Origin of the sequence: Microbacterium sp. NPDC087589, from assembly GCF_044743635.1 — a bacterium.
In the GTDB taxonomy this organism is placed as follows: Bacteria; Actinomycetota; Actinomycetes; order Actinomycetales; family Microbacteriaceae; genus Microbacterium.
The window spans coordinates 194,978-217,951 of sequence record NZ_JBIUWV010000004.1 but is presented as its reverse complement, the minus strand read 5'-3'; the positions used below and the strand labels follow the sequence as shown (position 1 = coordinate 217,951).

At 67.7% G+C, this 22,974-nt stretch carries 17 protein-coding genes; 6 read left to right on the top strand and 11 right to left on the bottom strand.

Annotated features, from left to right (window positions below; genetic code table 11):
* Window positions 1-49: 49 nt before the first annotated feature.
* From ACIOU8_RS11155 to ACIOU8_RS11120, 8 genes are all read right to left on the bottom strand, one after another.
* On the bottom strand, window positions 50-2,494 hold the full coding sequence (locus tag ACIOU8_RS11155) for a right-handed parallel beta-helix repeat-containing protein (RefSeq protein ID WP_400789244.1): 2,445 nt from the start codon (window positions 2,492-2,494) through the stop codon (window positions 50-52).
* A gap of 265 nt (window positions 2,495-2,759) precedes the next feature.
* Window positions 2,760-3,383, bottom strand: coding sequence for a CDP-alcohol phosphatidyltransferase family protein (locus ACIOU8_RS11150; protein WP_400789241.1), 624 nt, complete (start codon window positions 3,381-3,383; stop codon window positions 2,760-2,762).
* A gap of 89 nt (window positions 3,384-3,472) precedes the next feature.
* Window positions 3,473-8,821 carry a PKD domain-containing protein gene (locus tag ACIOU8_RS11145; protein ID WP_400789239.1) on the bottom strand — a complete coding sequence of 1,783 codons (5,349 nt, stop codon included), beginning with the start codon at window positions 8,819-8,821 and terminating at the stop codon, window positions 3,473-3,475.
* A gap of 95 nt (window positions 8,822-8,916) precedes the next feature.
* Window positions 8,917-9,567, bottom strand: coding sequence for a hypothetical protein (locus ACIOU8_RS11140; protein ID WP_400789236.1), 651 nt, complete (start codon window positions 9,565-9,567; stop codon window positions 8,917-8,919).
* A 55-nt stretch (window positions 9,568-9,622) separates the two neighbouring features.
* Window positions 9,623-10,900 (bottom strand): O-antigen ligase family protein, encoded by a 1,278-nt coding sequence (locus tag ACIOU8_RS11135; RefSeq protein WP_400789233.1) that lies wholly within the window; start codon window positions 10,898-10,900, stop codon window positions 9,623-9,625.
* Window positions 10,884-12,212 carry a hypothetical protein gene (locus tag ACIOU8_RS11130; RefSeq protein ID WP_400789231.1) on the bottom strand — a complete coding sequence of 443 codons (1,329 nt, stop codon included), beginning with the start codon at window positions 12,210-12,212 and terminating at the stop codon, window positions 10,884-10,886. Before ACIOU8_RS11130 ends, ACIOU8_RS11135 begins: the two co-directional genes overlap by 17 nt.
* Before the next feature lie 59 nt (window positions 12,213-12,271).
* Window positions 12,272-13,480, bottom strand: coding sequence for a lipopolysaccharide biosynthesis protein (locus tag ACIOU8_RS11125; RefSeq protein ID WP_400789229.1), 1,209 nt, complete (start codon window positions 13,478-13,480; stop codon window positions 12,272-12,274).
* 103 nt (window positions 13,481-13,583) lie between these two features.
* The gene (locus tag ACIOU8_RS11120; RefSeq protein ID WP_400789226.1) at window positions 13,584-14,762 is read right to left on the bottom strand and encodes a glycosyltransferase; all 1,179 of its coding nucleotides are present in this window, start codon (window positions 14,760-14,762) and stop codon (window positions 13,584-13,586) included.
* Window positions 14,763-14,920: 158 nt separating this feature from the next.
* On the opposite strand from ACIOU8_RS11120, the gene ACIOU8_RS11115 reads away from it, so the two are divergent.
* Window positions 14,921-15,379, top strand: a complete 459-nt coding sequence (locus ACIOU8_RS11115; RefSeq protein WP_400789223.1) for an adenylyltransferase/cytidyltransferase family protein — start codon at window positions 14,921-14,923, stop codon at window positions 15,377-15,379.
* Between the two features lie 45 nt (window positions 15,380-15,424).
* Here ACIOU8_RS11115 and ACIOU8_RS11110 read toward each other — a convergent pair whose 3' ends face one another.
* Window positions 15,425-15,817, bottom strand: a complete 393-nt coding sequence (locus ACIOU8_RS11110) for an SIP domain-containing protein (protein WP_140036035.1) — start codon at window positions 15,815-15,817, stop codon at window positions 15,425-15,427.
* A 99-nt stretch (window positions 15,818-15,916) separates the two neighbouring features.
* On the opposite strand from ACIOU8_RS11110, the gene ACIOU8_RS11105 reads away from it, so the two are divergent.
* From ACIOU8_RS11105 to ACIOU8_RS11095, 3 genes are read left to right on the top strand one after another with little or no spacing between them, the layout of a single operon-like run.
* Entirely contained in the window at window positions 15,917-16,180 is a 264-nt protein-coding gene (locus ACIOU8_RS11105; RefSeq protein WP_140036034.1) for a glutaredoxin domain-containing protein, read from the top strand.
* A gap of 49 nt (window positions 16,181-16,229) precedes the next feature.
* Window positions 16,230-17,609, top strand: a complete 1,380-nt coding sequence (locus tag ACIOU8_RS11100) for an MFS transporter (RefSeq protein ID WP_400789220.1) — start codon at window positions 16,230-16,232, stop codon at window positions 17,607-17,609.
* A 46-nt stretch (window positions 17,610-17,655) separates the two neighbouring features.
* Window positions 17,656-19,446 carry an aldehyde dehydrogenase family protein gene (locus ACIOU8_RS11095; protein ID WP_400789217.1) on the top strand — a complete coding sequence of 597 codons (1,791 nt, stop codon included), beginning with the start codon at window positions 17,656-17,658 and terminating at the stop codon, window positions 19,444-19,446.
* Between the two features lie 24 nt (window positions 19,447-19,470).
* Here ACIOU8_RS11095 and pip read toward each other — a convergent pair whose 3' ends face one another.
* Both pip and ACIOU8_RS11085 read right to left on the bottom strand, forming a co-directional pair.
* Window positions 19,471-20,433: a prolyl aminopeptidase gene (gene pip / locus ACIOU8_RS11090; RefSeq protein WP_400789215.1), complete on the bottom strand. Its 963-nt coding sequence runs from the start codon at window positions 20,431-20,433 to the stop codon at window positions 19,471-19,473.
* 45 nt (window positions 20,434-20,478) lie between these two features.
* Entirely contained in the window at window positions 20,479-21,360 is an 882-nt protein-coding gene (locus ACIOU8_RS11085; protein ID WP_400789212.1) for a neutral zinc metallopeptidase, read from the bottom strand.
* A 51-nt stretch (window positions 21,361-21,411) separates the two neighbouring features.
* On the opposite strand from ACIOU8_RS11085, the gene ACIOU8_RS11080 reads away from it, so the two are divergent.
* The gene (locus tag ACIOU8_RS11080) at window positions 21,412-22,401 is read left to right on the top strand and encodes a malate dehydrogenase (RefSeq protein ID WP_400789210.1); all 990 of its coding nucleotides are present in this window, start codon (window positions 21,412-21,414) and stop codon (window positions 22,399-22,401) included.
* A 52-nt stretch (window positions 22,402-22,453) separates the two neighbouring features.
* The gene (locus tag ACIOU8_RS11075) at window positions 22,454-22,924 is read left to right on the top strand and encodes a recombinase family protein (RefSeq protein WP_052493032.1); all 471 of its coding nucleotides are present in this window, start codon (window positions 22,454-22,456) and stop codon (window positions 22,922-22,924) included.
* Window positions 22,925-22,974: the final 50 nt, after the last annotated feature.

Here is a 22,974-nt window from a genome sequence, read left to right as displayed (position 1 = left end):
GGCCGGGATGCAGATGCATCCCGGCCTTTTCTGCTTCTCAGAGGTCCGGTCAGGGGAACCGCGCCCCGATCGTGGGCGTCGCTGAACCGAGGATCGTCGCGACGATACCCGGGAGGCTCTTCGCCGATGCGGTCACGCCGGCAAGGAGCCGACCTGAGGGATCGGTGGCGGCTCGCCCTTCGACCGCGGTCGAGTTCGCGTCCTGGCCCGTGGTGGTGCGGTAGGTCTGCCAGTTCGTGAAGACGTACGGGTTCACGTTGGCCGTACCACGCGACCAGATGACGAACCAGGTGGGCGCTGCAGTGCTGTTGCGCTGCACCACGTTGCCGTCCGACCGGATGTTGAGTTCGGCCGGCGTGTACCTGTGCGTGTAGTCCTCGACGCACACCGTGCAGTTTCCCGAGCTTTCACCGATCACGTTGTTGCCCATCGAGATATCGCGGATGAGCCACGGCATCGTCGAATCCGGGAACGGACGTCGGGCGTTGTGACCCGGTACGGACTTGTCGGATGCGTTCCGACTGTCCTGCACGATGTTGACTGCACGGTCGCCGCCGATGATCGTGTTGTTCCACAGGTTCACACCGCCGGTGTTGTTGATCTTGACACCGTTGCCCACGTTTCGAAGCACGAGGTTGTTGACGAAATCGATCTTCTGCGACAGCTCGAGGAACGCGCCGGCGCCCCTGTTCTCGACGATGTCCGACCCTGTGATGCGAACGTCGTAGACCGACTGATCGAGCCACACCCCTGGGCCGTCGTTTCTCAGCAGAGCGGAGTCACTGACGGTGACTCCCCGCGACTTCGCGATCTTCACACCGCCGGACACCGGCGATGTGTTGAAATGCTCGGCGTTGTTCTCGACGGCGAGGAGGTCATCGATCACCAGCGCGTCAGCGTAGTTGGCGCCGAGCCCCATCAGACCGTTGCGTGCCAGCGTCACATCTCGGACGGTCGCGTTCGAGGCACCGACGAAGAGCCCGGTCGACGCCGTGTCGTAGATCACGACGTTCTCGATCGTCGCCTTCGACGCTTCGACGGTGACGGCGCCCATCATCCAGACGGACGTCGCGTAGTTGCGGACGCCGATGCCTCGGACGACCGCGCCCTCTCCGCGCAGCGACAGCGCCTTGGTCAGAGTCGACGCGCGCACCGTGCGGCCCGCAGGATCGCTCCCGAGATAGAGCCGGTCGTTCGTCACGTCGGTGAAGAAGGTACCCGGCTTCAGGGCCGCCAGTGAAGAGACCTCGATCTGAGCGGCGCCGTCGATCCAGACCTGCTCGGGGTGCGCGGCCATGGGATACGCCGCGTTCAGCCATCGCCATCCGGGTTCCGTGCCGTCGGCCTCGCCCTTGGTGAAGGACGGCGTCGAATCGAAGTTGTGCTTCCAGTCCGGGCTGAACCAGCGGCCGCTGGAAGCCTGCCAGTTCTTCAACGTCGAGGCGCCGTCGAACCAGACCGCCTCGCCAGGGTAGGACTGGATCGTGATCTTCTTGCCCGACGGAATGACGACGGTTTCGTGATACGAGCCCGCGCGAAGCACAAGCGTCGAGCCTGAAGGCGCCCGGTCGACCGCAGCCTGGACCGTGGCGAAGGGCGCCGCGGAGGTGCCCGAGCCGGCCGAGGTTCCGCTCACGCTGACGAAGAGTGCTCCAGCGGGAACCGCATACTTGGTGGTTCCGACGAGTGCCGACCCTGCAGCCGTTCTCGCACCGGCGACGTTCCAGACCGGTGCTGCACCGGCCGCACCGGCGGGCGCGGTCGGAGCCGTGGGCGCTGTCGGAACCGTCGGGGTCGCGGGCGTCGTCGGAGCTGTCGGGGCCGTCGGGGCTGTCGGGGCCGTCGGAGCCGTCGGCGGCGTCGTCGCGTTCGCTGTGACCTTGAGATCATCGAAGAGCGCTGCCAGCGCGGGTGTGCTCCGCGAAACGTAGAGCCGCACTCCCACGCGCCCCTGGGACGAGAGGCGTTTCGCCGAGCGATCCGTGACAGAGAGCTTCCACGTGGTCGGCTTCGTTCCTGTCGCGTTCACCCGTGCATCGACCGTGACTGCGCTCGTCCCTGCGAGGCGAGTCTCGAGAACGAAGGGGACACCGGCCTTCACGCGGAGCTCGGGGACCGACGTGTGGCCCAGGCTCGTCTGCACGCCCGCGTTCACCCGGAGCGTCTCGAGAAGCACCACGCCCTTCGGATCCACACGGACCTGGGTCTGATAGAAGCCGTCGGCTGTGAGGCGGGACTGCAGGCTCACGTACACGCCGGAGCCGGACTTCGGCAGTCCGGGAAGCGTGAAGACCGTCGACTGCGTGGAATCGCGGACGGAGAGGCCGACCGGTCGCGCCGTCACCGTGGACCCGGGAGCGGCGGCGGACAGCTTCGCTTTGCCGTTGGCGACCGAGACGGAGGTCAGCGGTGAGGCGTCGTATGTCCGACCGTCCGGCGAGGCACCGAGGCCTTTGGCGACGGTGCGCGTCATCGAGTCCTGGATGAGGACCACCCCGGAACTCTCCGCGGCCGCGGCGGGGGCCACGGAGGCGAAGGGAAGGAGTAGTGCGGATAAGGCTGCGATCAGGGGGAGGGAGCTTTTACGCATGGGGGGAGGGTCTCCGATGGCTTCTCGTCACTGCAGGGTCGGGTGTAGCAGCTTCGACATCCGGCTTCGGTGGCGGATTGTCGTAGACAATAGCCTGAATTCCCTGCACAGTGGCTGAGGATTCGCTGATACTGTCCGATGACTGTCAGCGCACGGAGTGCGTGTGGGCTCAGCCGAGCGCGGACATCTTCCGGAACCATATGGCCAGAGCGGCGGCCAAGTACAGCAGCGCGGCGAGGGCGAGGAGGCTGTATACCAGCATGAAAGCGGGCGGCCAGCCCCACAGCACGAAAGCGAAGCAGAGGACGCCGTAGTCGGTCGGCAGACCGAGAAGGGATCGGACGAGCGAGAATCCGCCCGATTCGGAAGCCTGAGGCACGCCTCGCTTCCCCTTGAGGAGATCGTTGAGGATCATCCCGAAGAACGTGACGGTCGAGACCACCGCGAACCCGAGTGGAACCAGGAGCCAGAGCTCCGACGGCAGCGGGAAGAACCGGTAGGCGCCGATCGTCACTGCGATCGGAAGAGAGACCAGCTTGGTCGAGTCGAGGACGTGGTCGAGCCACTCACCTGCCAGGGAACCTCCCCCTCGCAGACGTGCAACCTGCCCATCGGCGCTGTCCCAGGCGTATCCGATCGCGAGGAGCAGCCACACGACGATGCCCAACACGATCGATGGAGGAACTGTCGCCAGCAGCACGATCCCGGTGAAGGTGAACGCCGCGCTGATCAGAGAGACCTGATTGGGCGTCAGACCTGCGGTGTATGCGCCCGCGGCTATGACCCGCCCCACCGGGCGATTGACGAACACAGAGTACGCGGGGGCCCCACGGGCCCGCCCCTTCTGCGCTGCTGAAAGGCTCCGGTACGCTTCTGCGAAACTCAGGGGGTCACTCCTCGTGCTGTGAAGTCATCGAATGTCAGGGTGTAGGGAACGCTGGTGAAACCGGATCCCGCATACGTGGAGATTCCGATGTGACCGGCGGTCTGCAACACCGCAGTGGAATCCGTCGTGGACAGCTGCCAGGCAGCCGGCTCGGTGGTTCCCGCCGCCCAGATCTTACTCTGGAGTGTCGTCGTTCCTGTCCCGAACGCTTGGACCCGCACGTTATATATCGTTCCGGCAGCGAAGGTGAAGCCCGTCATGTTCTGCGACACCAGCGCGGTTCCGCCGCGAGCCAGCTGTGAGGTCACCGTGCCGTCGGCCCCGATCAGCCACCGAGCCCGGTAGTCATCGGACCCCACCACCCTGGCGAGGGCCGCGACATAGAAGCGTGCTCCCGTCGGCAGTGCCGGCGCCGTGACCGTGAAGGTCAGATCGGTGCTCGTCGAGGTCGCCGCGTTGAGAGTCGCGGTGCGAGTCTGCCCTGCCGCCTGAGTCGTGAACTTCGCTGCACCGTTGTCGATCGCGACGTTCGCCGCGCCGCTCGTCTGTGCCCACACTCCGCCGGTCTGCGCCGTGCCCAGCGTGCCGTTCGCCCGACCGAAGTCGTCTGCGGCGAAGGCGGCGCCGGCCGGTGCGACGACGGTCACGGGCTGGGTGACGGTGTTCACCGCGCCGAGGTCGTCGGTCACTGTGAGTGTCACCGTGTAGGTGCCGCCCGCGGCATACGGGTGCGAAGCCGTGGCTCCGGTGCCGGTCGCGCCGTCGCCGAAGTCCCACGCATACGAGGCGATCGTGCCATCCGGGTCCGAGGACGCCGAGGCGTCGACGGCCACGGTGAGATCGGTCGGCGTGGCTGTGAACGACGCCACCGGGTTCTGGTTGCCTGGCGTGTCCGTCACCGTCACCGGCTCCGTCACCGTCCCAGTCGCTCCCTTGTCGTCCGTCACCGTCAGCGTCACCTGGTAGGTGCCTGCAACGGCATACGAGTGCGCTGTCGGGGTTGCCCCGGTTCCGGTACCACCGTCTCCGAAGTCCCAGGCGTACGCGGCGATCGTGCCGTCGGGATCTGTCGACGTCGATCCGTCCACGGTCGCCGCGAGGCCGTTCACCGCACTGGTGAACGCCGCGACGGGCGACTGGTTCGCCGGTGGCGTCGGGCCTCCGGTCGTCGACCCTGCCCAGAAGTTGTCGAACCGGGTCTGGAACGGGACGTTGGTGACAGAACCACCGAGGTAGACGCCGAGTCCGACGTGACCCGCCGATTGCAGTGCGGCTGTGGAGCTGGTGGTCGTCGACGTCCAGGCTGTGGGCTCGGTCGTCCCGACCTTCCACACCTTGGCCCTGATCGTCGTCGGCGACGTGCCCGTCGCCTCGGTGCGCACGTGGAGCGCGTCGCCGGCGTTGACGGTGATCCCAGCCGACACGCTCGTCAGGACCGTGGTGGTCTGCTGCAGCTGCAGCTGGACTCCTCCGGTCGGCGACACGATGATGCGCGACTTGTAGTCTTCCGTGCCGACACGTCGTGCGGAGACCGTGTAGTAGGCGCTGCCGCCGGTCGGGCGCTGCGGCAGAACCACATCGACATCCACCGCGGTGTCGGTCGACGAGACTCCCGTGAGGTATGCGTACCTCTGCGCACCTCCGGCCGGCTGCTGGAACGCGGCGTAGGCACCGCTGACGAGGTAGTTGGATGCTGTGTTCGACAGTGTCCACGCTCCCCCGGTGTTCGCCGTACCGAGGCCGCTGGCGACCGTGCGGTTGAACGAATCCGATGCGTACGTCACCGCGCCGACGGGCGCCGTCACCGTGATCGACGCGGTCTCCTCGGATGTCGCGCCCTCGTCGTCGGTCACCGTGAGGGTGATCGTGTAGGTGCCGGCCTCCGCGTATGTGTGCGTTGCGGTCGCGCCCGTGCCTGCGGCGGTCGCATCCCCCCAGTTCCAGGAGTACCCGGCGATCGTGCCGTCGGTGTCCTGCGAGGCACTCGCGTCGACGTCGACCCTCAGGTCGGCGGCCGAAGAGGTGAAGGAGGAGACAGGCGCCTGGTTGGCGACTGCGTCGACGATCGTGGTCTCGGTGTCCGTGGCGCCCTCATCGTCGGTGACGGTGAGGGTCACCGTGTACGAGCCGGCGACTGCGTAGGTGTGCGTCGCTGTGGCGCCGGTGCCGTCGGGCGATCCGTCACCCCAGTTCCAGCTGTACCCGGCGATCGTGCCGTCGGCATCCGTCGAGGCGCCGGCGTCGACCGCGAGGCCGAGCTTGCTGACGGACGTCGTGAAGCTCGCGTTCGGGGCGATGTTGGCCGGAGCGCCAGTGGCACCCAGCGAGTAGTGCTGTGAGACAGCGGTCTCGGAGAGTGGTGCGAGATACACCGCGACCTCATCGATCGTGCCGTCGAACTCCCAGTCACCCGGACCCCACGTGACGTCGCCGCCCACATGCCAGTACCCGGAATAGTCCTGCGCGTTGGTCTGGCCGTTGGAACCCTGCAGCACGCCGTCGACGTACAATCTCATGCCGGTCGGGCCCTGTGTCGCGACGACCTGGTGCCACTGGCCGTCGTTGTACGACGCGGAGGTCTGCAGAGTCTCGGTGAAGCCGACGTACACGCCGTAGATGAGCTTGCCGTCCGGCGTCATGTAGACGTGGCGATCGTAGTTCGAGGAGTTGCCGTTCGAGCTGTTGCCGAAGCCGATGATCTTGCCACCGGTGGTCGTGTCGGTCTTGAACCAGGCCTCGAGCGAGTACGACCGCGGGTTGGTGAAGGAGTTCTGGCTGATGACCTGGCCTCCTGCGAACGACGCCGCGGTGTTGCTCACGCCTTCGAGCGCTCCCGTTGCACCCTTGCCGACGCTCCCGAAGTAGTTCCCCTTCTGGTTGTACCCGGAGGCATCGGCCGCGACGCTGCCGGTCGACTCGCCGAGACGCCAGTACAACGCGGGGTCGGCGGCATAGACGGCGGCGCCGTAGGCATCGCCGGGTGCCGTCGCACCCTCGAGCTCCCTCCCGGACGCGACGTAGTGCGAGGCTGCCTGCTCACGCGTCAACGGGGCGTCGTAGATGGCGACCTCGTCGATCTGACCGTCGAAGAAGGCTGCACCCGACCAGGAGGTGTCACCTCCGACACGCCAGTAGCCGTTGTAGGGCTGGGCCGAGGTGATGTCCGTGCGCTGCGCCACGCGGACGCCGTCGATGTAGAGCACCATGCCACCGTCACTGAGACCGGCGGACATGTAGTGCCACTCGCCGTCGTTGAAGGCCGTGGACGAGCTGATCGTCTGGATGGATCCGGGGTAGACGCCGAAGGTGACCCGCCCGCTCGGCTCCATGTAGACGTGGCGGTCGTAGCTGCCCGACGTTCCCGTCGCGCTGCTGCCGAATCCGACGATCTTTCCGCCGTTGGTCGACGTGGTCTTGAACCAGGCCTCGACTCCGAAGGTGGAGGGCCCGGCGATCGCGGTGGTGGTCGACGCGAAGCCGGTGCCCGAACCGTTGAAGTCCGAGGCATCGCGCGAGTCGGAGAGCATGGCTCCCGAGGCTCCGCGGGTCACGCCGCTGCGGACGGCGAGATCGGAGGCGCCGGCCCAGTCGTACGAGAGCGTCGCGGAGGAATCGTCGAGCGGCCAGTAGCTCAGGGGCGCATCGTCGAGCACCGCCGTGCGGTACGCGCTCGGAGAAGCCGAGCCGGATGCCGTCACGGTGGTCGTCCCGCCGAGGATCGTGTGTCCCTCGTTGTCTGTAGCGCGCACCCGGTAGGTGTACGTCGTGCCGTTCGTGACGGTCGTGTCGACGAATGCCATGGGAGGGAGCCCCCAGTCGGCGGACTTCGAACGGACGTTCTCGAAGGTCTTGACGACCACGTTGTCGCGCAGCACCTCATACTTGAGGAACTCGCTGTCGCGGTCGTAGTTGAGCGGCCAGCTCACGCGCACGGAGCCTCCCGTGAGTGCGAGAGACGATGCCGGCCACGCCGTGTTCCACAGGATCGGGCCTTGCGCGTTCGGGGCCTTCTCGGTCACGGCGAAGCGCGCGAGACCCTGCTGCCCGGTGTTGTTCACGCGGGTGAACTCGCCGCCGTACACGAGGTACTCACTGCTCGAGGTCACCGACCACGGTCCCTGCGATGCACCGCTGACGTTGCCCGCGTTGAAGCTGGGGAACCAGTGCAGCAGCTTGGGGGCCGGGTTGCCGCCGAAATCGAAATACCCGAGGTTCAGCCCGTAGGGCATGATCCGCGAGGAGTCCTTCGAGACCGCGATGCCGCGATAGAACGACCACGGGTCGCTCTGCGGGAATCCGCCTTCGAGGCTGCCGCAGTAGTGCGAGTGACCGGCCGCGTACACGACGTCGCCCATGGGCTCGACGTCGTACTGATCACCGTGGCAGTCATTGACCCAGACCAGGTCGCCGCTCGCCCACGAGGCGCGGAAGGATCCTTCGAGGTTGCCGCCGTTGCCGAACACATAGCCGGTGCCGTAGATGTCGTCGCCGTCGGACTTCAGCGACAGGATCGCCGCATCGAGGCCGGCGTTCCGGATGACGTTGTTCGCGGCGAACGGCAGCAGAGAGGCGTCGGATGCCGACACCATGGCCAGGCCGTAGCCCGGGTTGGAGCTGCCGTTGAGAGTCTGGAAGTTGCCGCCGAGGACCACCTTGTCGCCCGCGGGAGAGACGGTCACGACACGGCCCTGGCGCTGCTCGAGCACGGGGGCCCAGGGCAGCAGCGTGCCGCTGCGGGTGAACGACGCTGCACCTGAGCGGTCGTTGCCCGAGACCCGACCGAACGTGCCGGTGATGTACACCGTGTCGTTGGTCGCCGCCACGCCGGAGGTGACGCCGTTCGAGTTCGGATTGAAAGACGAGAGGGTGCCGGAGGGCAGGTCGAACGCCGCCACGCGATTCCGGGTCTGGCTGTTCACCGTCGTGAAGTCACCCACGATGTAGAGGCGGGTGCCGTCCGGCGAGGCCTCGACCTGGCGCACCTGGCCATTGATCGACGGCGCGAACGACGCGATCAGCACCCCGGTGCGGATGTCGTAGGCCAGCAGGTTCGACCGCGGCGTCTCATTCGTGCCGGCGGCCGCCCCTGCGGGGCGTGCGCTGGTGAACTTGCCGGCCGCGTACACGACGTTGCCGACGACGGCTTGGTCCCACACGATCCCGTTGATCTGCACGGTCGGCAGCGAATCCGCAGTGACCGTCGGGGCTTCGCCCGTAGGCGGGCTCACGTCCGCCTGTGCGGGTGACATCGCCACCAGTGATCCGAAGGCCACGGCGAGCGTCATCGCCATCGCGACGAACGCCCCGCGAGTGCGGCGTCCCCAAGACATTGCTGTAGTGCCCATCGTTCATCTCCCCAGATGATGGACCGTTCGTGCGCGACCCCTACATCGGCACCGAACGATGATTCCCCAGTATTACGCCGCTCGGTGCTGACGACCTAGGGTCGCGGGCCTACGAAGATGACGTTTGGCGCAGAAGCCAATATATCGACGGTAACACGCAGGTCCCCTTCAGGAGAAGAGGGAACTGCAAACTGGAATATTGCTTCGGCGCTGGCGCCCGCTGCGATCGAGGCCGGCCAGACCGAGGATCCGTCTCCCGTGAGACCGGCCGCCGGAAGTCGGTCATCGCCGCCGTACGTCAGAGTGACATTCGCCCCTGCGGTGTCGACAGCCTCGTCAGAATCGTTCGTCAGCCGCACCGTCACCTGGATCGCCGGGCCGCTCGGTTCGCCCGGGATGTCGTTGCCGGCGGTGATGGCCTCCAGCGCGGTGACCTCTGAGACGACGCCCTGCACGGCCGGTGCGGGCTCGTCGAGCGGTACCTCGTCTCCCGTGTCGGGTTTGACGACCGGATCGGTGGAACCGGGCGACGGCGTCTCGAACTCAGTGGGCTGGGTTGTCGGCGTCGGCCCTGGGCTGGCAGTCGCGCCGGGACTCGACGTGGCGCCTGGTTCCTCGTCGCCGGAGGTGTTGTTCGCCAGCACTCCCCAGGCTATCCCGCCGATCAGGAGCGCCGCGATCACGCCGACGACAGTCCATCCTCGCCACCCCATCCGCCGATGCGGCTCATTGAGCGACTCAGACACTGGTCCCCTCCTCCGCACCGGATCTCCGTGTCGATGACACGGATATACCGACATTCTAGGTGAGAGTCAGGTGTCGCGACCTGCGCCCGTCGACCCGGTCGTACTCGGGGCCGACGGGGTCGTCCGCATGTCGAGACCGGTGCGTGAGCAGCGAGGCCACCACGAAGAACAGGATGAAGGCCGTCGCGCTGTCGATCAGACCGCTCTCCGTGACGGAACGGATGATGACGAGAGTCAGCAAGGGTGTGAGGAGCCACCGGCGCCGCGACGAGATCAGCGCGCTCGCCACGCACCACACGATGAGCGCCGCGATCAACGCCGTGCCGATCAGCCCGGTCTGCGCGAGCAGCGAGGCCCAGCTGCTGTCGAGCACCTGCTCGTCGCGCCACTTGATGTCCACGGGGATCTTCTTGGCCGAGAGTCCGATGCCGATCCACTTCTGCCATTCGTCCCAGTCCCAGCCGATCACCACCCGCCACACGTCGAAGCGCGAGTCGAGCGCGGTCGAGGTGTCATTGGAGCCGGCTCTTGTCGCCAGGTCGCCGAACACGTCGGTGAACGAGCCGATGGCGTACCCGAGCGGCAGGGCTCCGAGGAGCAGATAGAGCACGCTGCGATCACGGATCCCGTTGACGAGAACGGCGACGCCGATTCCGACGACGATCGCGAGCAGCCCGGTCCGTGACCCGCTGGCCACGGCGATCCCCACCAGAACGACCGCGGCGAGGAGACGCCACACCCGCACGCCGTTGCGCAGCATCAGGATCACCAGCCCGATGAGCGGCGCGGCCACGAGTCCCGCGAGCTCGTTGGGGTGGATCTCGGGGATGCCTCCGCCGAGGCGACCACTCGCCGCGAGGGTGGGCAGGCCTGTCACCGCGGCGACGACCGCCACCGAGGCCATCGCCGTGAGGAGGCACGCGATGCTCGTCACCCAGGGAACGGTGGTGAGGAGGAAGAGGATCGTGGCCATCACCAGGAACATCCTGCCGACGAGGATGATCGTCGCAGAGTCGTTGCCAGCGAGAACCGACCCGAGCACGCTCACCAGCAGAGCGACGGCGATCACCCCTGCAGGCGCGATTCCGACGGCGACCCGCTCGCGCGTTCGCGCGGCCAGGGCGAGGGTCGCGCCGAACGCGAGAACAGCGATCGCAGCCTTGGCGACCACCACCCCGTCGGCCCCACCGGAGTAGATGGTCGCGCTTCGCCACGGGATCACGCTGACGATGATCAGCACATAGAGGGCACCCACCACCGTCACCCGAGCGGTACTCGGGTGATGGGCGGACTGCTGCCGGGGTTGGCGACGGGTGTCAGTCAGAGCGGGCATGCGAGCCTCCGGTGCCCGCGTGAACCGGATCACGGTCGGAGATCCGCCATGACTCAGCGATGGAGCCGAGGGATCTCGAGCCCGTGTGCAGCATCACCACACCCACGGGGCGCACGCCCATGACCCGCAGACGCGTCGTGACGGCCACCAGATCGGTCGCGGACGTGGAGTTGTGCGTCACGTTGATGATGACGCCGGCCCCCGGGACCTCCACCAGCTTCTCGATGAGCGCTGACGCCCCCGGATCGCACAGGACGACCACCACATCGAAGTCCTCGTGCATGGCAGTGATGATGTCGGGAAGCTCCGAGACCAGCTTCTCGAGCGGGATGGGGTCGTCGGCGACGAAGACCCCGTCGGTCTCCTCATCGGTCGAGATCGACTCGCCCTCGAGCACCTCATTGAGCGTGTGACCCCGGCCTTTCACGTGCGACTCTCTCGTGTCCACGACGCACGCGGTCGCACCGATCAGCCGCTGGGCCTCGAGCATCCCCGCCACCGCATCGTCGTCCATCGCGTCGTTCGAGGCGGGGACCACCACGTGCGTGCGCACACCGCCTCCGGCGAGCGCGACGAGGTTTCCGGCGGCTTCCTCGTAGGCGACGACCGCTCCGGAGTTCGAATCCGGACGCAGACGACTGCGCCTCGGTATCTGCCCGATGACGGGGAGGCCGGACGAGCGCCGAACGTCCGAGATCGTGCGCAGACGCCGGTTGGTCGTGGTGCGATACACGGCGACGATCGCTCCGAGTGCGAGGCCGGCGATTCCGCCGAGGCCTGTGATCGCCGTCACCTGCGGCGAGATCGGCGCAAGCGGTGCGACTGCCGGCAGCACCTGATCGAGCGCGACGGTGTAGCGAGCGTCATCCTCGTCGTTCTCGGTTTCGCCGATCACCTCCGACAGGTGGGTCGCGGCCGAGTTGGCGATGTCCGCGGCGAGCTGGGCGGTCGGCGCGTCGGCGCGGACCACGAGCAGCACGGTGTCGGCGGTGTTCTCGGCCGACACCATCCGCCGGATGTCTCGGTCGGGGTACTCGTCTTCGTCGAGGTCGAGGTCGTCGCGCACGGCATCGACGACCTCGGGGCTGTCGACCAGAGGCGGATACGACTTGATGCGCGCCAGGCTGAACTGGTTGCGCTCGAACAGCGATGCCTCGGTCGAATCGACGCGCAGCAGAAGAGTCGAGGTCGCCGCATAGGTCTCTGGAAGCATCTTGGTGACGAGCCACCCCATGCCGGCACCGAACACCGCGAGCACGAGGATGACCACCCATCCCTCGCGCAGAATACGTCCATAAGGGACATCTTCCATCGCCAACCCCCTCAGTCGAAGACAGGGCCTAAACCTACCATTGGCCCCGCGGCCACCTGTTACCGCGGCGGCCTCTCGGCACGGCCATCGGCGACGACCAGCCACCGCAACCCCAGACCGCCGAGCATCGAGGCCACCGCGAGAGCGAACGGGAGAGTCGAGGGCTCCGCACCCCACGCCATCATCACGATCACCGCGACGATCGCGAGGACGGTGTCGGACAGGCGGATGACGAACACGGCGATCTGCCGCCCGCCGACGGCTCCCAGGGCTCCGTACGGGGTGACGATCGCGACCGACATCCCGTAGGCCAGCCAGGCGATGACCGCGAGCGGATCGACCGTGACGTCGAAGAGGAGCGGACTCACCCAGGGAATCAGCGCCACGGCGACGACGCTCATCAGGACAGTGCCGATCAGGAGGAAGCCCACGACGCGGTCCGCTTCACGGACGGAACCTCCTTGGCCGGCCCTGCGCTGGTCGGCGAAGCGCACGAAGAGGAACGACGACAGTCCGCCGATCACCAGGATCAACGGCGATGTGTACGTGCGAGCAGCTTCGAGCAGGCCGACCGCGGTGAGGCCTGCCCCCGCGAGCACCAGGAGGCGCAGCACCGTGAACAGACTGGGGCGCAGCACCTGCTGCAGTCCGCGCCACATGCCATAGCGCCAGACCGGGGCGATCGCGGCGCCGCGGAGCCCGACGAGATGCCGATCGGAGCGGGGCACGAGCGACCAGCCGACGAATGTCGCAACGATCTGCCCCGCAGCGATGCCTGCGAGGAACGCTGCCAGTGAGAGCGTACCTGTCGCATTCACCGCGAGGATGATCGCGAGCGCGACGAGGAATCCGGCGAGATCGGTGACGGCGGTGCGCACGAACGACATGTGAGCGATCAGAAGCCGCCGCACGATCTCCTCGACGGCGAATGCGGCGAGAGCGACCGCGAACAACGCCGCCTCGAGGACATCCGAGAAACCAGTGAGCCAGGCGATCAGGAACGCACCCGCCCCGAGCACGGCCGACGTGACGAGCAGCATCGCCTGCAGACCGGCACGGATCGCGCGCTGCGATCGGTCCAGCACGACGAGCGAATCGCCGATGAGCCCCGTCACGACGGCCGTCGCGACGATCACGACCCCGTACAGGATCGCGAAGCGCCCGTACTCGTCGATCCCGAGCAGCCGCGCGACGAGGATCTGCAGAAGCAGACCTATCCCCGCCTGCGCCGCTTGCGCGATCACGGCCCCCAGAGCCTTGCGTTTCATCTCGCCTCCCCGCCAGACATCCTCGCATGCACCACCGGACCGCGAGTTCGACGCGACCTCGCGGACCCGCTGCGCCGAGTGGCGGGGCGGCAGGACGCGAGGCTCAGAGCTCGCCGGGCTTCATCGCCTCGGCGTCGATCGCCCGGATGATGCGCAGGGTCGCAGTGTCGGGTTTCGGCTCGCCCGTCGTCGTATCCACCTTCACGGTCCGTTTCGGCGCATATACGAACAGCGAGTGGAAGAGGAAGCGCGCGAAGAAGGCGACGATGAGCGACAGCCCCGTCGCGAGAACACTCGATATATGCCATGTCTCGACCATCAGCGCCATCACCGGGATTCGCAGTGCGGCCTCGACGTTGTTGAACGTGAACGACGCGGCGAAGCGACCGCCCAACCCACGGGCATCCGTTCGCATATCCGCGAAGACGAATCGCTCCTGCAGGATGAAGTTGCCGATGATGGTGACCTCGGCGCCGATGATCGCCGCCCAGATGTAGGGCACACCGGCCAGCGTCAGCAGCCACATGATGCCGAGGTTCGCGACAGCGCCGATCACACCGATCGTCGCGAAGAGCGACATCTTGCCGAATCTCAGTCTGGTCAGGTGCGCGACGAAGGTCACCCCCTGACGCAGGCTCGCCTTGGAGGTTCCGTGGCGGCGCTCGCCGAACTCCATCGGCACCTCGGCGATGCGCAGATCCGTGCGGGCGAGGATCTCGAGGAGGATCTTGAAGCCCTGCGGCTTGAGTGCGGGCAGATCGAGGCGCGTGCGATCGACCAGGAAGAATCCGGTCATCGGATCGGTGCTGCGGGCGAGACGGATCGGGAACATCGCGCGCGTCAGCCACGTCGCCGACCGCGACACTCCGAACCGCACCGCGGTGCCGAGACCGCTCGTGTCGCCGCCGCCGACGTAGCGCGAGGCCGCCACGACGTCGGCATCGCCGTCGTCGTGGCGGATCAGCAGAGCAGGAAGCAGTTCGGGCGGATGCTGCAGGTCGCCGTCCATGACGATGCAGAGATCGGATTCCGCGGCCTCGAGCCCCACGACGACCGCTCCCCCGAGCCCACCGGTGTTGTCGGTGCGGTGGATGACCCTGACCGGCAGCGGGGCGTCGGCGGCCACGCGCTCGACCTCGGCGGCCGTGTCGTCGGTGCTGTCGTCGACGAAGAGGATCTCCGCGTCGTATGCGGCGAGCGCGACCGCGGTGCGGGCCACGAGCTCAGCGACGTTCTCGCGCTCGTTGAAGGTCGGCACGATCACGGTGACCGGTGTCCCCATTGTGCCCCCTCCCCTGTGCTGAGCACTGCGGACTCCATAGTTCCATGTGTTCCTATGCAGCGGGAAACGACGACCTGCTAGAGTGACGGGATGCGGCTGTGGGAGTCGCTGGGCGGATGGGGATCCGCCTTCTGGGGAATTACTGATCTGGGGAGATCATGGGGACGCGCATCGGCTATGCCGTGGGTGCTTTCGACCTGTTTCACGTCGGGCATCTCAACCTTCTTCGTCACGCCAAGCAGCACTGCGACGTTCTCGTCGCCGGTGTCGTCAGCGATGAGATGCTGCGGCAGGTGAAGGGCATCGAGCCCGTCATCCCGACCGCCGAGCGGGCGGAGATCGTCCGTCACATCTCGTTCGTCGACGATGTCTACGTCGAGACCAGTCCGTCGAAGATGGACTCGTGGCGAGACGTGCAGTTCACGCACTTCTTCAAGGGCGACGACTGGCGCGGCACAGACAAGGGTCTGCGGCTCGAGCGGGAGTTCGCGGAGGTGGGCGTCGAGGTCGTGTACTTCCCGTACACGGCGCACACGTCGAGCTCGTCGCTGCGCCGCGCGCTCGACGCGATCAGCGCCGGCGCCACCGTCGGCGTTCCGGCGCTCGCGACCCGCTGAGTCCCACCCGCGGACACCGTATCGGCGAGCACCGGGCTCGCAGACTCAGTTGGTGACGCCGAGAAGACTGCGCGCCATCCGCGCCACGTGCGGCGGCGTGTGCGCGCCCAGCCAGACCGTCCACTGCAGCGCCGGCTCCGCACACGTCCACTCGACGCACCAGGAGTGCACGGCATTCGCGAGGCGCTCGCCCTTCGCGTGCTGACGGATGCCGTCGCCGCGCAGCAGCCAGCGCACCGACACCCCCTCGGGCACGTCGATGTGGCGGAACTGGATGCGCGCAGCAGCCTCGAGGAGGATGACCCCCTCGGCATCCCAGGGCAGCCGCGCGGCGATCGCGGCGATGGCCCCTGCGTCGGTCGAGTCGCCGGCGATGAGCACGACCCCCTCGATGTTCTCCCAGTCGGGGTCTTCGAGATGCTCGCACGCGCTGTTCATGCTCCAACTATAGGTAAGGCTACCCTTAGTAAGCAACGGTCGGATCGTCGACCTCCTCATCTCGGCGCCCGTCCAGCCACGCGGCTCTACGCTGGACACATGACTTCTCCTGCAGACTCCGCGATCACGATGTTCGGCGCCGACTGGTGCCGCGACTGCATCCGCACCAAGAAGCAGCTCGACTCGCTCGGCGTGGAGTACACCTACGTCGACCTCGTCGCCGACCCGTCTGCGGCCGACATCGCGAAGGACATCTCGGGCCGCATGAACATCCCCGTCGTGGTCTACCCCGACTCCTCGCACCACGTCGAGCCGTCGAACGCAGACGTCGAGTCGAAGCTCCGCGAACTCTCGCTCATCTGACGCTCATCTGACCCGAAGCGGGGTCTTCGCGCACCGATACACTGGCGCGATGAGCACCGCGGCTCGGCCCGAACGAGCATCCGTCCGCCTGTCCGCCCGCACGGTCGCCCTCTACGCGATCGGCTCGCTCGGCACAGGCGGGTATGCGACCCTCCCCGGGCTGGTGCTGACGTACTTCCTCACCGACCACCTCGGTGTCGCCGCTCTCACCGCCGGTTTCATCGTCACCGGCGCGAAGATCTGGGACGTCGTCATCGACCCTCTGATCGGCGCGGCGTCGGACCGTCAGTACGCGCGGACGGGCTCGCGTCGAGGTTTCATGCTGGTCGGCGCCCTCACCCTTCCGGTGTTCTTCGCGCTCACTTTCGCTGTGCCACCGTCATGGGGGCCCACCGCCGCCGCCGTCTGCGTGCTCCTCGCGTTCCTCGCCACAGCGACGTCCTTCAGCCTGTTCCAGGTGCCGTACGTCGCGCTGCCGGCCGAACTGACGTCAGGATACGACGAGCGCACCCGGCTGCTCGGGTGGCGCGTCGTGGTGCTCACCGCATCCATCCTGCTGTTCGGCGCCGGCGGCCCTGAGCTGAGGGGCGCCGCCGCCGACCCCGTCACGGGATACCTGCTGATGGGCGCGGTCGCTGGCGTGGTCATCGGCATCGGCATGCTCATCGCATCGGCGACAGCGGATGCCGCCGCCCGCCACATGGACGCGGACGCACGCCCGACAGCGGTCGCGCCGACCGGGCTCCGGGAGCAGTACGCCGCCGGCGTGCGCGCTCTTCGACGCAGTCAGCCGTTCCGTGCGCTCCTCGGCACGTTCCTGCTGCAGGCGCTCGCCACCGGGACGATGCTCGCCGGCGCGCAGTACGTCGCCACCTGGGTGCTGCGTTCGGAAGACGCCGTGACTCTCGTGTTCCTGGCTCTCGTCGGGCCCGCCCTGCTCGCGACGCCTGGCTGGACGGTCGTCGCGCGACGTCTGGGCAAGGAGCGGGCGTTCTCCCTCGCAAGCGTCATCTTCCTGATCGCCGCCGCATCGCTCGTGCTCGCGGTCGGGACACCCGGCACCTGGATGTACGGCTCGATCGCGGTGGCCGGCGTCGCTTACGCCGGACTGCAGTCGCTGCCCATGGCGATGCTGCCCGATGTGATCTCACACGACGAGCGCCTCAGCGGAAGGGGCCAGGCCGGCACCTTCACGGGCGTCTGGACGGCGGGCGAGACCGTCGGGTTCGCGCTCGGAGCGAGCGCGGTCTCCCTCACGCTCGCCGCGACGGGATACGTCTCGAGCGTCGCCGGCACGACCACGCAGCAGCCGGATGCCGCGATCACGGGGATCGTGCTCGCGTTCAGCATCCTCCCCGCCCTGCTGATGGCGGCGAGTCTGCTCACGCTGCGCCGCTACCGCCTGCGCCGCGCAGACATCGACGCCTGACCGGAGTCCGCCGCATAAGCTGGGACCCCGCCCGAAGGAGACGCCGATGACTTCTGCGACAACACCCGCTTCTGCGACGACGCCCGCTTCTGCGACGACGCCCGCCGCTTCGACGAAGGCCCCGCAGCTCGGAGAGGCCGAGCGCGATCGGCTCGACACCGCGATCCACGATCTTCAGGCCGGCGCGAGCACCTGGTCTGCCCTGACGCTCGCCCAGCGAGTCACCCTCCTGCAAGCCGTGCGATCGAGCGTCGCCGCCGCCGCCGAGGACTGGGCGAACACGGCAGCCGCGTCGAAGGGCCTCGACGGACGGCACCCGCTGCGCGGAGAGGAATGGCTCAGCGGGCCCTACAGCGTGCTCGGCGCCCTCGACGCCTACATCGAGACGCTCACGCGCCTCGCGAACGGCACCAACCCGCTCGAAGGGATCGCGATCGACCGGGCTCCCGGCGGACGTACTCGGGTGCATGCCTTCCCCCTCACCGGCATCGACCGGTTGCTGCTCTCGGGCTACACGGGTGAGATCTGGCTCGAACCCGGCGTCACTCCGAACGGCGCACGCGCCGCGGCCGGCCTCGCGCAGCGCACCCCGTCGGACTCGGGGGGCGTGGGGCTCGTGCTCGGCGCCGGCAACATCACCTCGATTCCCGTGCTCGACGTCTTCTATGAGCTGATCGCGCACAACCGCACGGCACTGCTCAAGGTCAATCCGACGCAGGATGCGCTGGTGCCGATCTACAAGCGGGCGCTCGCGCCCCTGATCGGCCCCGGGTTGCTGCGAATCACACGGGGCGGACCCGACGTCGGCGCCTATCTGACCGGCCACCCCGACCTCTCACACGTGCACATCACCGGATCGGACACGACCTTCAACGCCATCGTGTGGGGCACGGGAGCTGCGGCCACGCGTCGACGCCGTGAGAACCGCCCGCTGCTGAAGAAGCCCATCACCGCCGAGCTCGGCGGCGTGTCGCCCATCATCGTCGTTCCCGGCGAGTGGACCGCAGCCGATCTCACGTATCAGGCCGAGCACGTCGCGACCATGCGCCTGCAGAACAGCGGGCACAACTGCATCGCGGGACAGGTCGTGATCGTGTCGTCGGACTGGGCGCAGGCCGACGACTTCCGAGCCGCTCTGCGCCGTGCCTACGCGAACGCTCCGGAGCGGCCGATCTGGTACCCCGGCGCACCCTCGCGGATGCAGCTCGCGACCGACGCCTACCCCGACGCCCTCGTGCTCGGCGATCGGCTGCTGGTCGAGATCTCTGAGCACGAGGACGCGACCGCGCTGCAGAGCACCGAGTACTTCGCTCCGGTGCTGGGCGTCGTCTCGGTGTCCGGCACCGGTCAGGAGTTCCTCGACGCGGCCGTGGCCTACGCGAACGAGCGGCTGGAGGGCACACTCGGCGCGAACCTGCTGATCGACCCGGCGACCGAGAAGGCACTCGGCGCGGGATTCGACCGCTCCATCGCGGCCCTTCGCTACGGCTCGATCGCGATCAACGGCTGGACGGCCTTCGGGTTCATCACCCCGACCATGACCTGGGGAGGATTCCCCGGCAGCACGATCGCCGACGTGGGCAGCGGCATCGGCATCGTCCACAACGCGCTGCTGCTCGATCACGTCGAGCGATCGGTGATCCGTGGCCCCTTCCGTCCGTTCCCGCGCTCGCTTCCGGTGATCAACGGCGGAGGACGTTTCAGCATCCTGCCCAAGCCGCCGTGGTTCGTCTCCTCGCGGACGGGTGCGGCGGTGAGCGAGGGCCTCACGCGATTCCGTGCGAACGGCGGCACGCTCGGGCTGTTGAAGACCCTGACCGCTGCGCTGCGCGCCTGACTCGCGCTCGCCCGTCGGGCGGGATCAGCCGGCGAAACGGTCGGTCGCGGTGCGCAGTGCTCGCTGGATGCCGAGCTCGGTCGCCGAGTGTCCGGCATCGTCGACGACGACGAACTCGGCCTCCGGCCAGGCGGTATGCAGGTCCCACGCGGTCATCATCGGCGTGCACACGTCGTGGCGCCCCTGCACGATGACGGTCGGGATGTGACGGATGCCGTCGACGCCGGTGATCAGCTGCCCCTCGGTCCACCATCCGCGGTTCACGAAGAAGTGGTTCTCGATGCGGGCGAAGGCGGTGGCCGTGCGCGGGTCGGACATCGACTCGATCTGCGCGGCATCCGGGCGCAGCGTGACCGTCGAGGCCTCCCATCGCGACCAGGCGACCGCCGCCGGTTCATGCACGGCCGGGTCGGGGTCGAAGAGACGTCGGTGATAGGCCTCGATCATGTGTGAGCGCTCGAGCACCGGGATGGGGGCGATGAAATCCTCCCAGAGGTCGGGGAACAGAGCGGCGGCGCCACCCTCGTAGAACCACTCCAGCTCTGCGCGCCGGAGGGTGAAGATGCCACGCAGGACCAGCTCGCTGACGGCATCCGGATGCGCCTGGGCGTAGGCGAGCGCGAGCGCACTCCCCCACGATCCGCCGAACACCTGCCACTGCTCGATGCCGAGGTTGCGTCGAAGCAGTTCGATGTCGGCGATCAGATGTGCGGTGGTGACGAAGCGGAGATCGGCATCAGGAGCGCTCGCGTGCGGGATGCTGCGTCCGCAGCCGCGCTGGTCGAGCAGCACGATCCGATACGCGTCGGGGTCGAAGAATCGTCGCTGCCACGGCGAAGTGCCGCTTCCCGGCCCGCCGTGCAGGAACACCACGGGCTTGCCGTCGGGGTTGCCGCTGACCTCCCAGTACATGCGGTGCCCGTCGCCGACGAGCAGCTCACCGGTCTCGTACGGCTCGATCGGCGGATACAGAGCATCCAGATTCATCGTCTTCTCTCCCCTCAGAAGTCGGTCATGATCACCTCGAAGTGATCAGAGTCGGTCCCCCGCCAGCGTCAGAGGTTGCTCGCACACGTCCAGTCCGTTGGCGTATCCGTTCGCGAACCAGAACTCGCGCTGCTCGCTCGAACCGTGCGTGAAGCTCTCGGGATTGACCGAGCCGGACGACTGCTCCTGGATGTTGTCGTCTCCGACCGTGTTCGCCGCATTCAACGCGTCGACACGCTCCGCCTCGGTCGGCGCCTGCAGGTACGGGACCCCGTCCGGGTCCTTCTCCTGAGCCATCCGACCGATCCACGCCCCCGCGTAGCAGTCTGCCTGCAGCTCGATCCGCACGCCGTTGCTGTCTGGGCCGGTGCCGTTGTTCGGATACCGGTCCATCACTCCGGTGAGGTACTGGATGTGGTGTCCCCACTCATGGCCCACGATGTACAGCTGCGCGAGGTTTCCTGCGGATGCGCCGAACTGCTGCTGCATGAGGTCGAAGAACGTCGGGTCGATGTAGACCGTCTCGTCCGGTGGGCAGTAGAAGGGCCCCACCGCGTTCGACGCCGTGCCGCAGGCGGTCGAGGTCGCGCCGTCGACGATGATGAGCTTGGGAGCCCGGTACGGGTCGAGATAGTCCTCCCAATAGCCGTCCAACGCCAGCTGCGCGCTCGCCACCCGGCAGTCCACGTTCTCGTTTGCGTCCTCTCCGGTGAGGCAGTTCTCGATCACGCTGCCGCCCTCGGGTTCGGTCCCGCCACCCGTCGCACCGCCACCCAGCAGACCGGTCAGGTCGATGCCCAGCAGCGGTCCGGCGATCAGGGCGATGATGCCGAGCAGGCCCACACCGCCCGCCCCGGCGACGACGGCGCCGCGGCCGCGTCTGCGGGCGGTGTTGCCGGAGACATCCGCGTCAGGGTTGAAGGTCATGCCACGAGGGTACTCTGCACAACGCCCTCTTCACGGTCGTAGGCTCGAGTCATGACGACCACGATCACGCTCACGGGTGCAGGCGGACAGATCGGATACGCGCTGCTCTTCCGCATCGCCGCCGGAGACCTGCTCGGCCCCGACGAGAAGGTGCGACTGCGGCTGCTGGAGATCCCCCAGGGGCTGGGTGCCGCCGAGGGAGCAGCCCTCGAGTTGCAGGACGGCGCGTTCGGCCTGCTCGAGCACGTCGAAGTGACCGACGACCCCGCCGTGGGCTTCGACGGGTGCGACCTCGCGCTGCTCGTCGGCGCACGTCCGCGGGGCCCCGGAATGGAACGCGGAGACCTGCTCGCGGCCAACGCCGGCATCTTCGGCCCTCAGGGTGCAGCGATCGCCGCTCACGCGTCGTCCGACGTGCGCGTGACCGTGGTGGGCAACCCGGCGAACACGAACGCCCTGATCGCCGCGGCGTCGGCCGACGGCATCCCCGCCGAGCGATTCACCGCGCTCACCCGACTCGACGAGAATCGCGCCAGGGCGCAGCTGGCGCAGACGCTCGCGATGCCGGTCGACACGATTCGACGTGTGCCCATCTGGGGCAACCACTCGGCGACGCAGTTCCCCGATGTGTCGTATGCGACCGTGGGCGGCAGGCCGGTCGCAGATGCGCTCGAGGCCATCGTCGGCGATGTGCCCGCGTGGCTCGACGAGACGTTCATCCCTCGGGTCGCGAAGCGGGGAGCGGAGATCATCCAGGTGCGCGGCTCGTCCTCCGTGGCATCCGCCGCGAACGCGACGATCGAGCATGTGCGCGACTGGGTGCACGGCACCGACGACTGGACCTCGGCCGGAGTGGTCTCGCACGGCGAGTACGGCGTTCCGGCCGGTCTGATCTCGTCGTTCCCGGTGCGGTCGGTCGACGGAGAGTGGCAGATCGTCGAGGGGCTCGAGGTCAGCGACTGGGCGCGGGCTCGCATCGATGCCTCCGTGGCCGAGCTCATCGAGGAGCGGGAGACGGTTCGGGCGCTCGGGCTGCTCTGAAAGATCACCGCGCACGCTCAGATCAGGGCAGAATGGATGCCGGAGGTGCGCGATGAGCGAGACGATCGATCCCATGAAGGCGACGGCATCCGTCGACGAGGCCCTGACGAGTCCGCTGCACCTCCCGCACGCGGCCGCGGAATGCCCCAAGTGCTTCACCGAGCTGCAGCAGAACCGCGACTTCTGGCTCGCGCGCCCCGACGGGTCACGCCTGGTCGGACTCGTGGTCTCTCGCGAGGGCATGCCCTCGGTGGTCGAGCAGCGCGACGACCTCACCCGGTTCGGGGTGCCGATCGAGGGGTTTCGTCACCCCGCTCCCGACATCCTCGAGAGTTGGAGCGATCGACTGTCGCGCCTCATCGGCACGCTGAAGACCGGAGACGTCCTCGTCGTCGCGAACATCAACGCTCTGGGGCGCGATGCTGAAGAGGGCGCACGCACCGCCAAGGAGCTGCGTCGCCACGGCATCATCGTCAAGGTGCTGAGCCACGACGCACGCCACCTCGCCGACGCGACCCGCTGACATCCGACTCGGGCGTGCGCTCGGGCTCGGCTGTAGCCTTCGCATCCGCG

Coding starts and splice junctions, on each gene's coding strand:
- ACIOU8_RS11145 (WP_400789239.1), bottom strand. CDS start 8,821: ATGGGCACTACAGCAATGTCTTGGGGACGCCGCACTCGCGGGGCGTTC.
- ACIOU8_RS11135 (WP_400789233.1), bottom strand. CDS start 10,900: ATGCCCGCTCTGACTGACACCCGTCGCCAACCCCGGCAGCAGTCCGCC.
- ACIOU8_RS11130 (WP_400789231.1), bottom strand. CDS start 12,212: ATGGAAGATGTCCCTTATGGACGTATTCTGCGCGAGGGATGGGTGGTC.
- ACIOU8_RS11125 (WP_400789229.1), bottom strand. CDS start 13,480: ATGAAACGCAAGGCTCTGGGGGCCGTGATCGCGCAAGCGGCGCAGGCG.
- ACIOU8_RS11120 (WP_400789226.1), bottom strand. CDS start 14,762: ATGGGGACACCGGTCACCGTGATCGTGCCGACCTTCAACGAGCGCGAG.
- ACIOU8_RS11115 (WP_400789223.1), top strand. CDS start 14,921: ATGGGGACGCGCATCGGCTATGCCGTGGGTGCTTTCGACCTGTTTCAC.
- ACIOU8_RS11110 (WP_140036035.1), bottom strand. CDS start 15,817: ATGAACAGCGCGTGCGAGCATCTCGAAGACCCCGACTGGGAGAACATC.
- ACIOU8_RS11105 (WP_140036034.1), top strand. CDS start 15,917: ATGACTTCTCCTGCAGACTCCGCGATCACGATGTTCGGCGCCGACTGG.
- ACIOU8_RS11100 (WP_400789220.1), top strand. CDS start 16,230: ATGAGCACCGCGGCTCGGCCCGAACGAGCATCCGTCCGCCTGTCCGCC.
- ACIOU8_RS11095 (WP_400789217.1), top strand. CDS start 17,656: ATGACTTCTGCGACAACACCCGCTTCTGCGACGACGCCCGCTTCTGCG.
- pip (WP_400789215.1), bottom strand. CDS start 20,433: ATGAATCTGGATGCTCTGTATCCGCCGATCGAGCCGTACGAGACCGGT.
- ACIOU8_RS11085 (WP_400789212.1), bottom strand. CDS start 21,360: ATGACCTTCAACCCTGACGCGGATGTCTCCGGCAACACCGCCCGCAGA.
- ACIOU8_RS11080 (WP_400789210.1), top strand. CDS start 21,412: ATGACGACCACGATCACGCTCACGGGTGCAGGCGGACAGATCGGATAC.
- ACIOU8_RS11075 (WP_052493032.1), top strand. CDS start 22,454: ATGAGCGAGACGATCGATCCCATGAAGGCGACGGCATCCGTCGACGAG.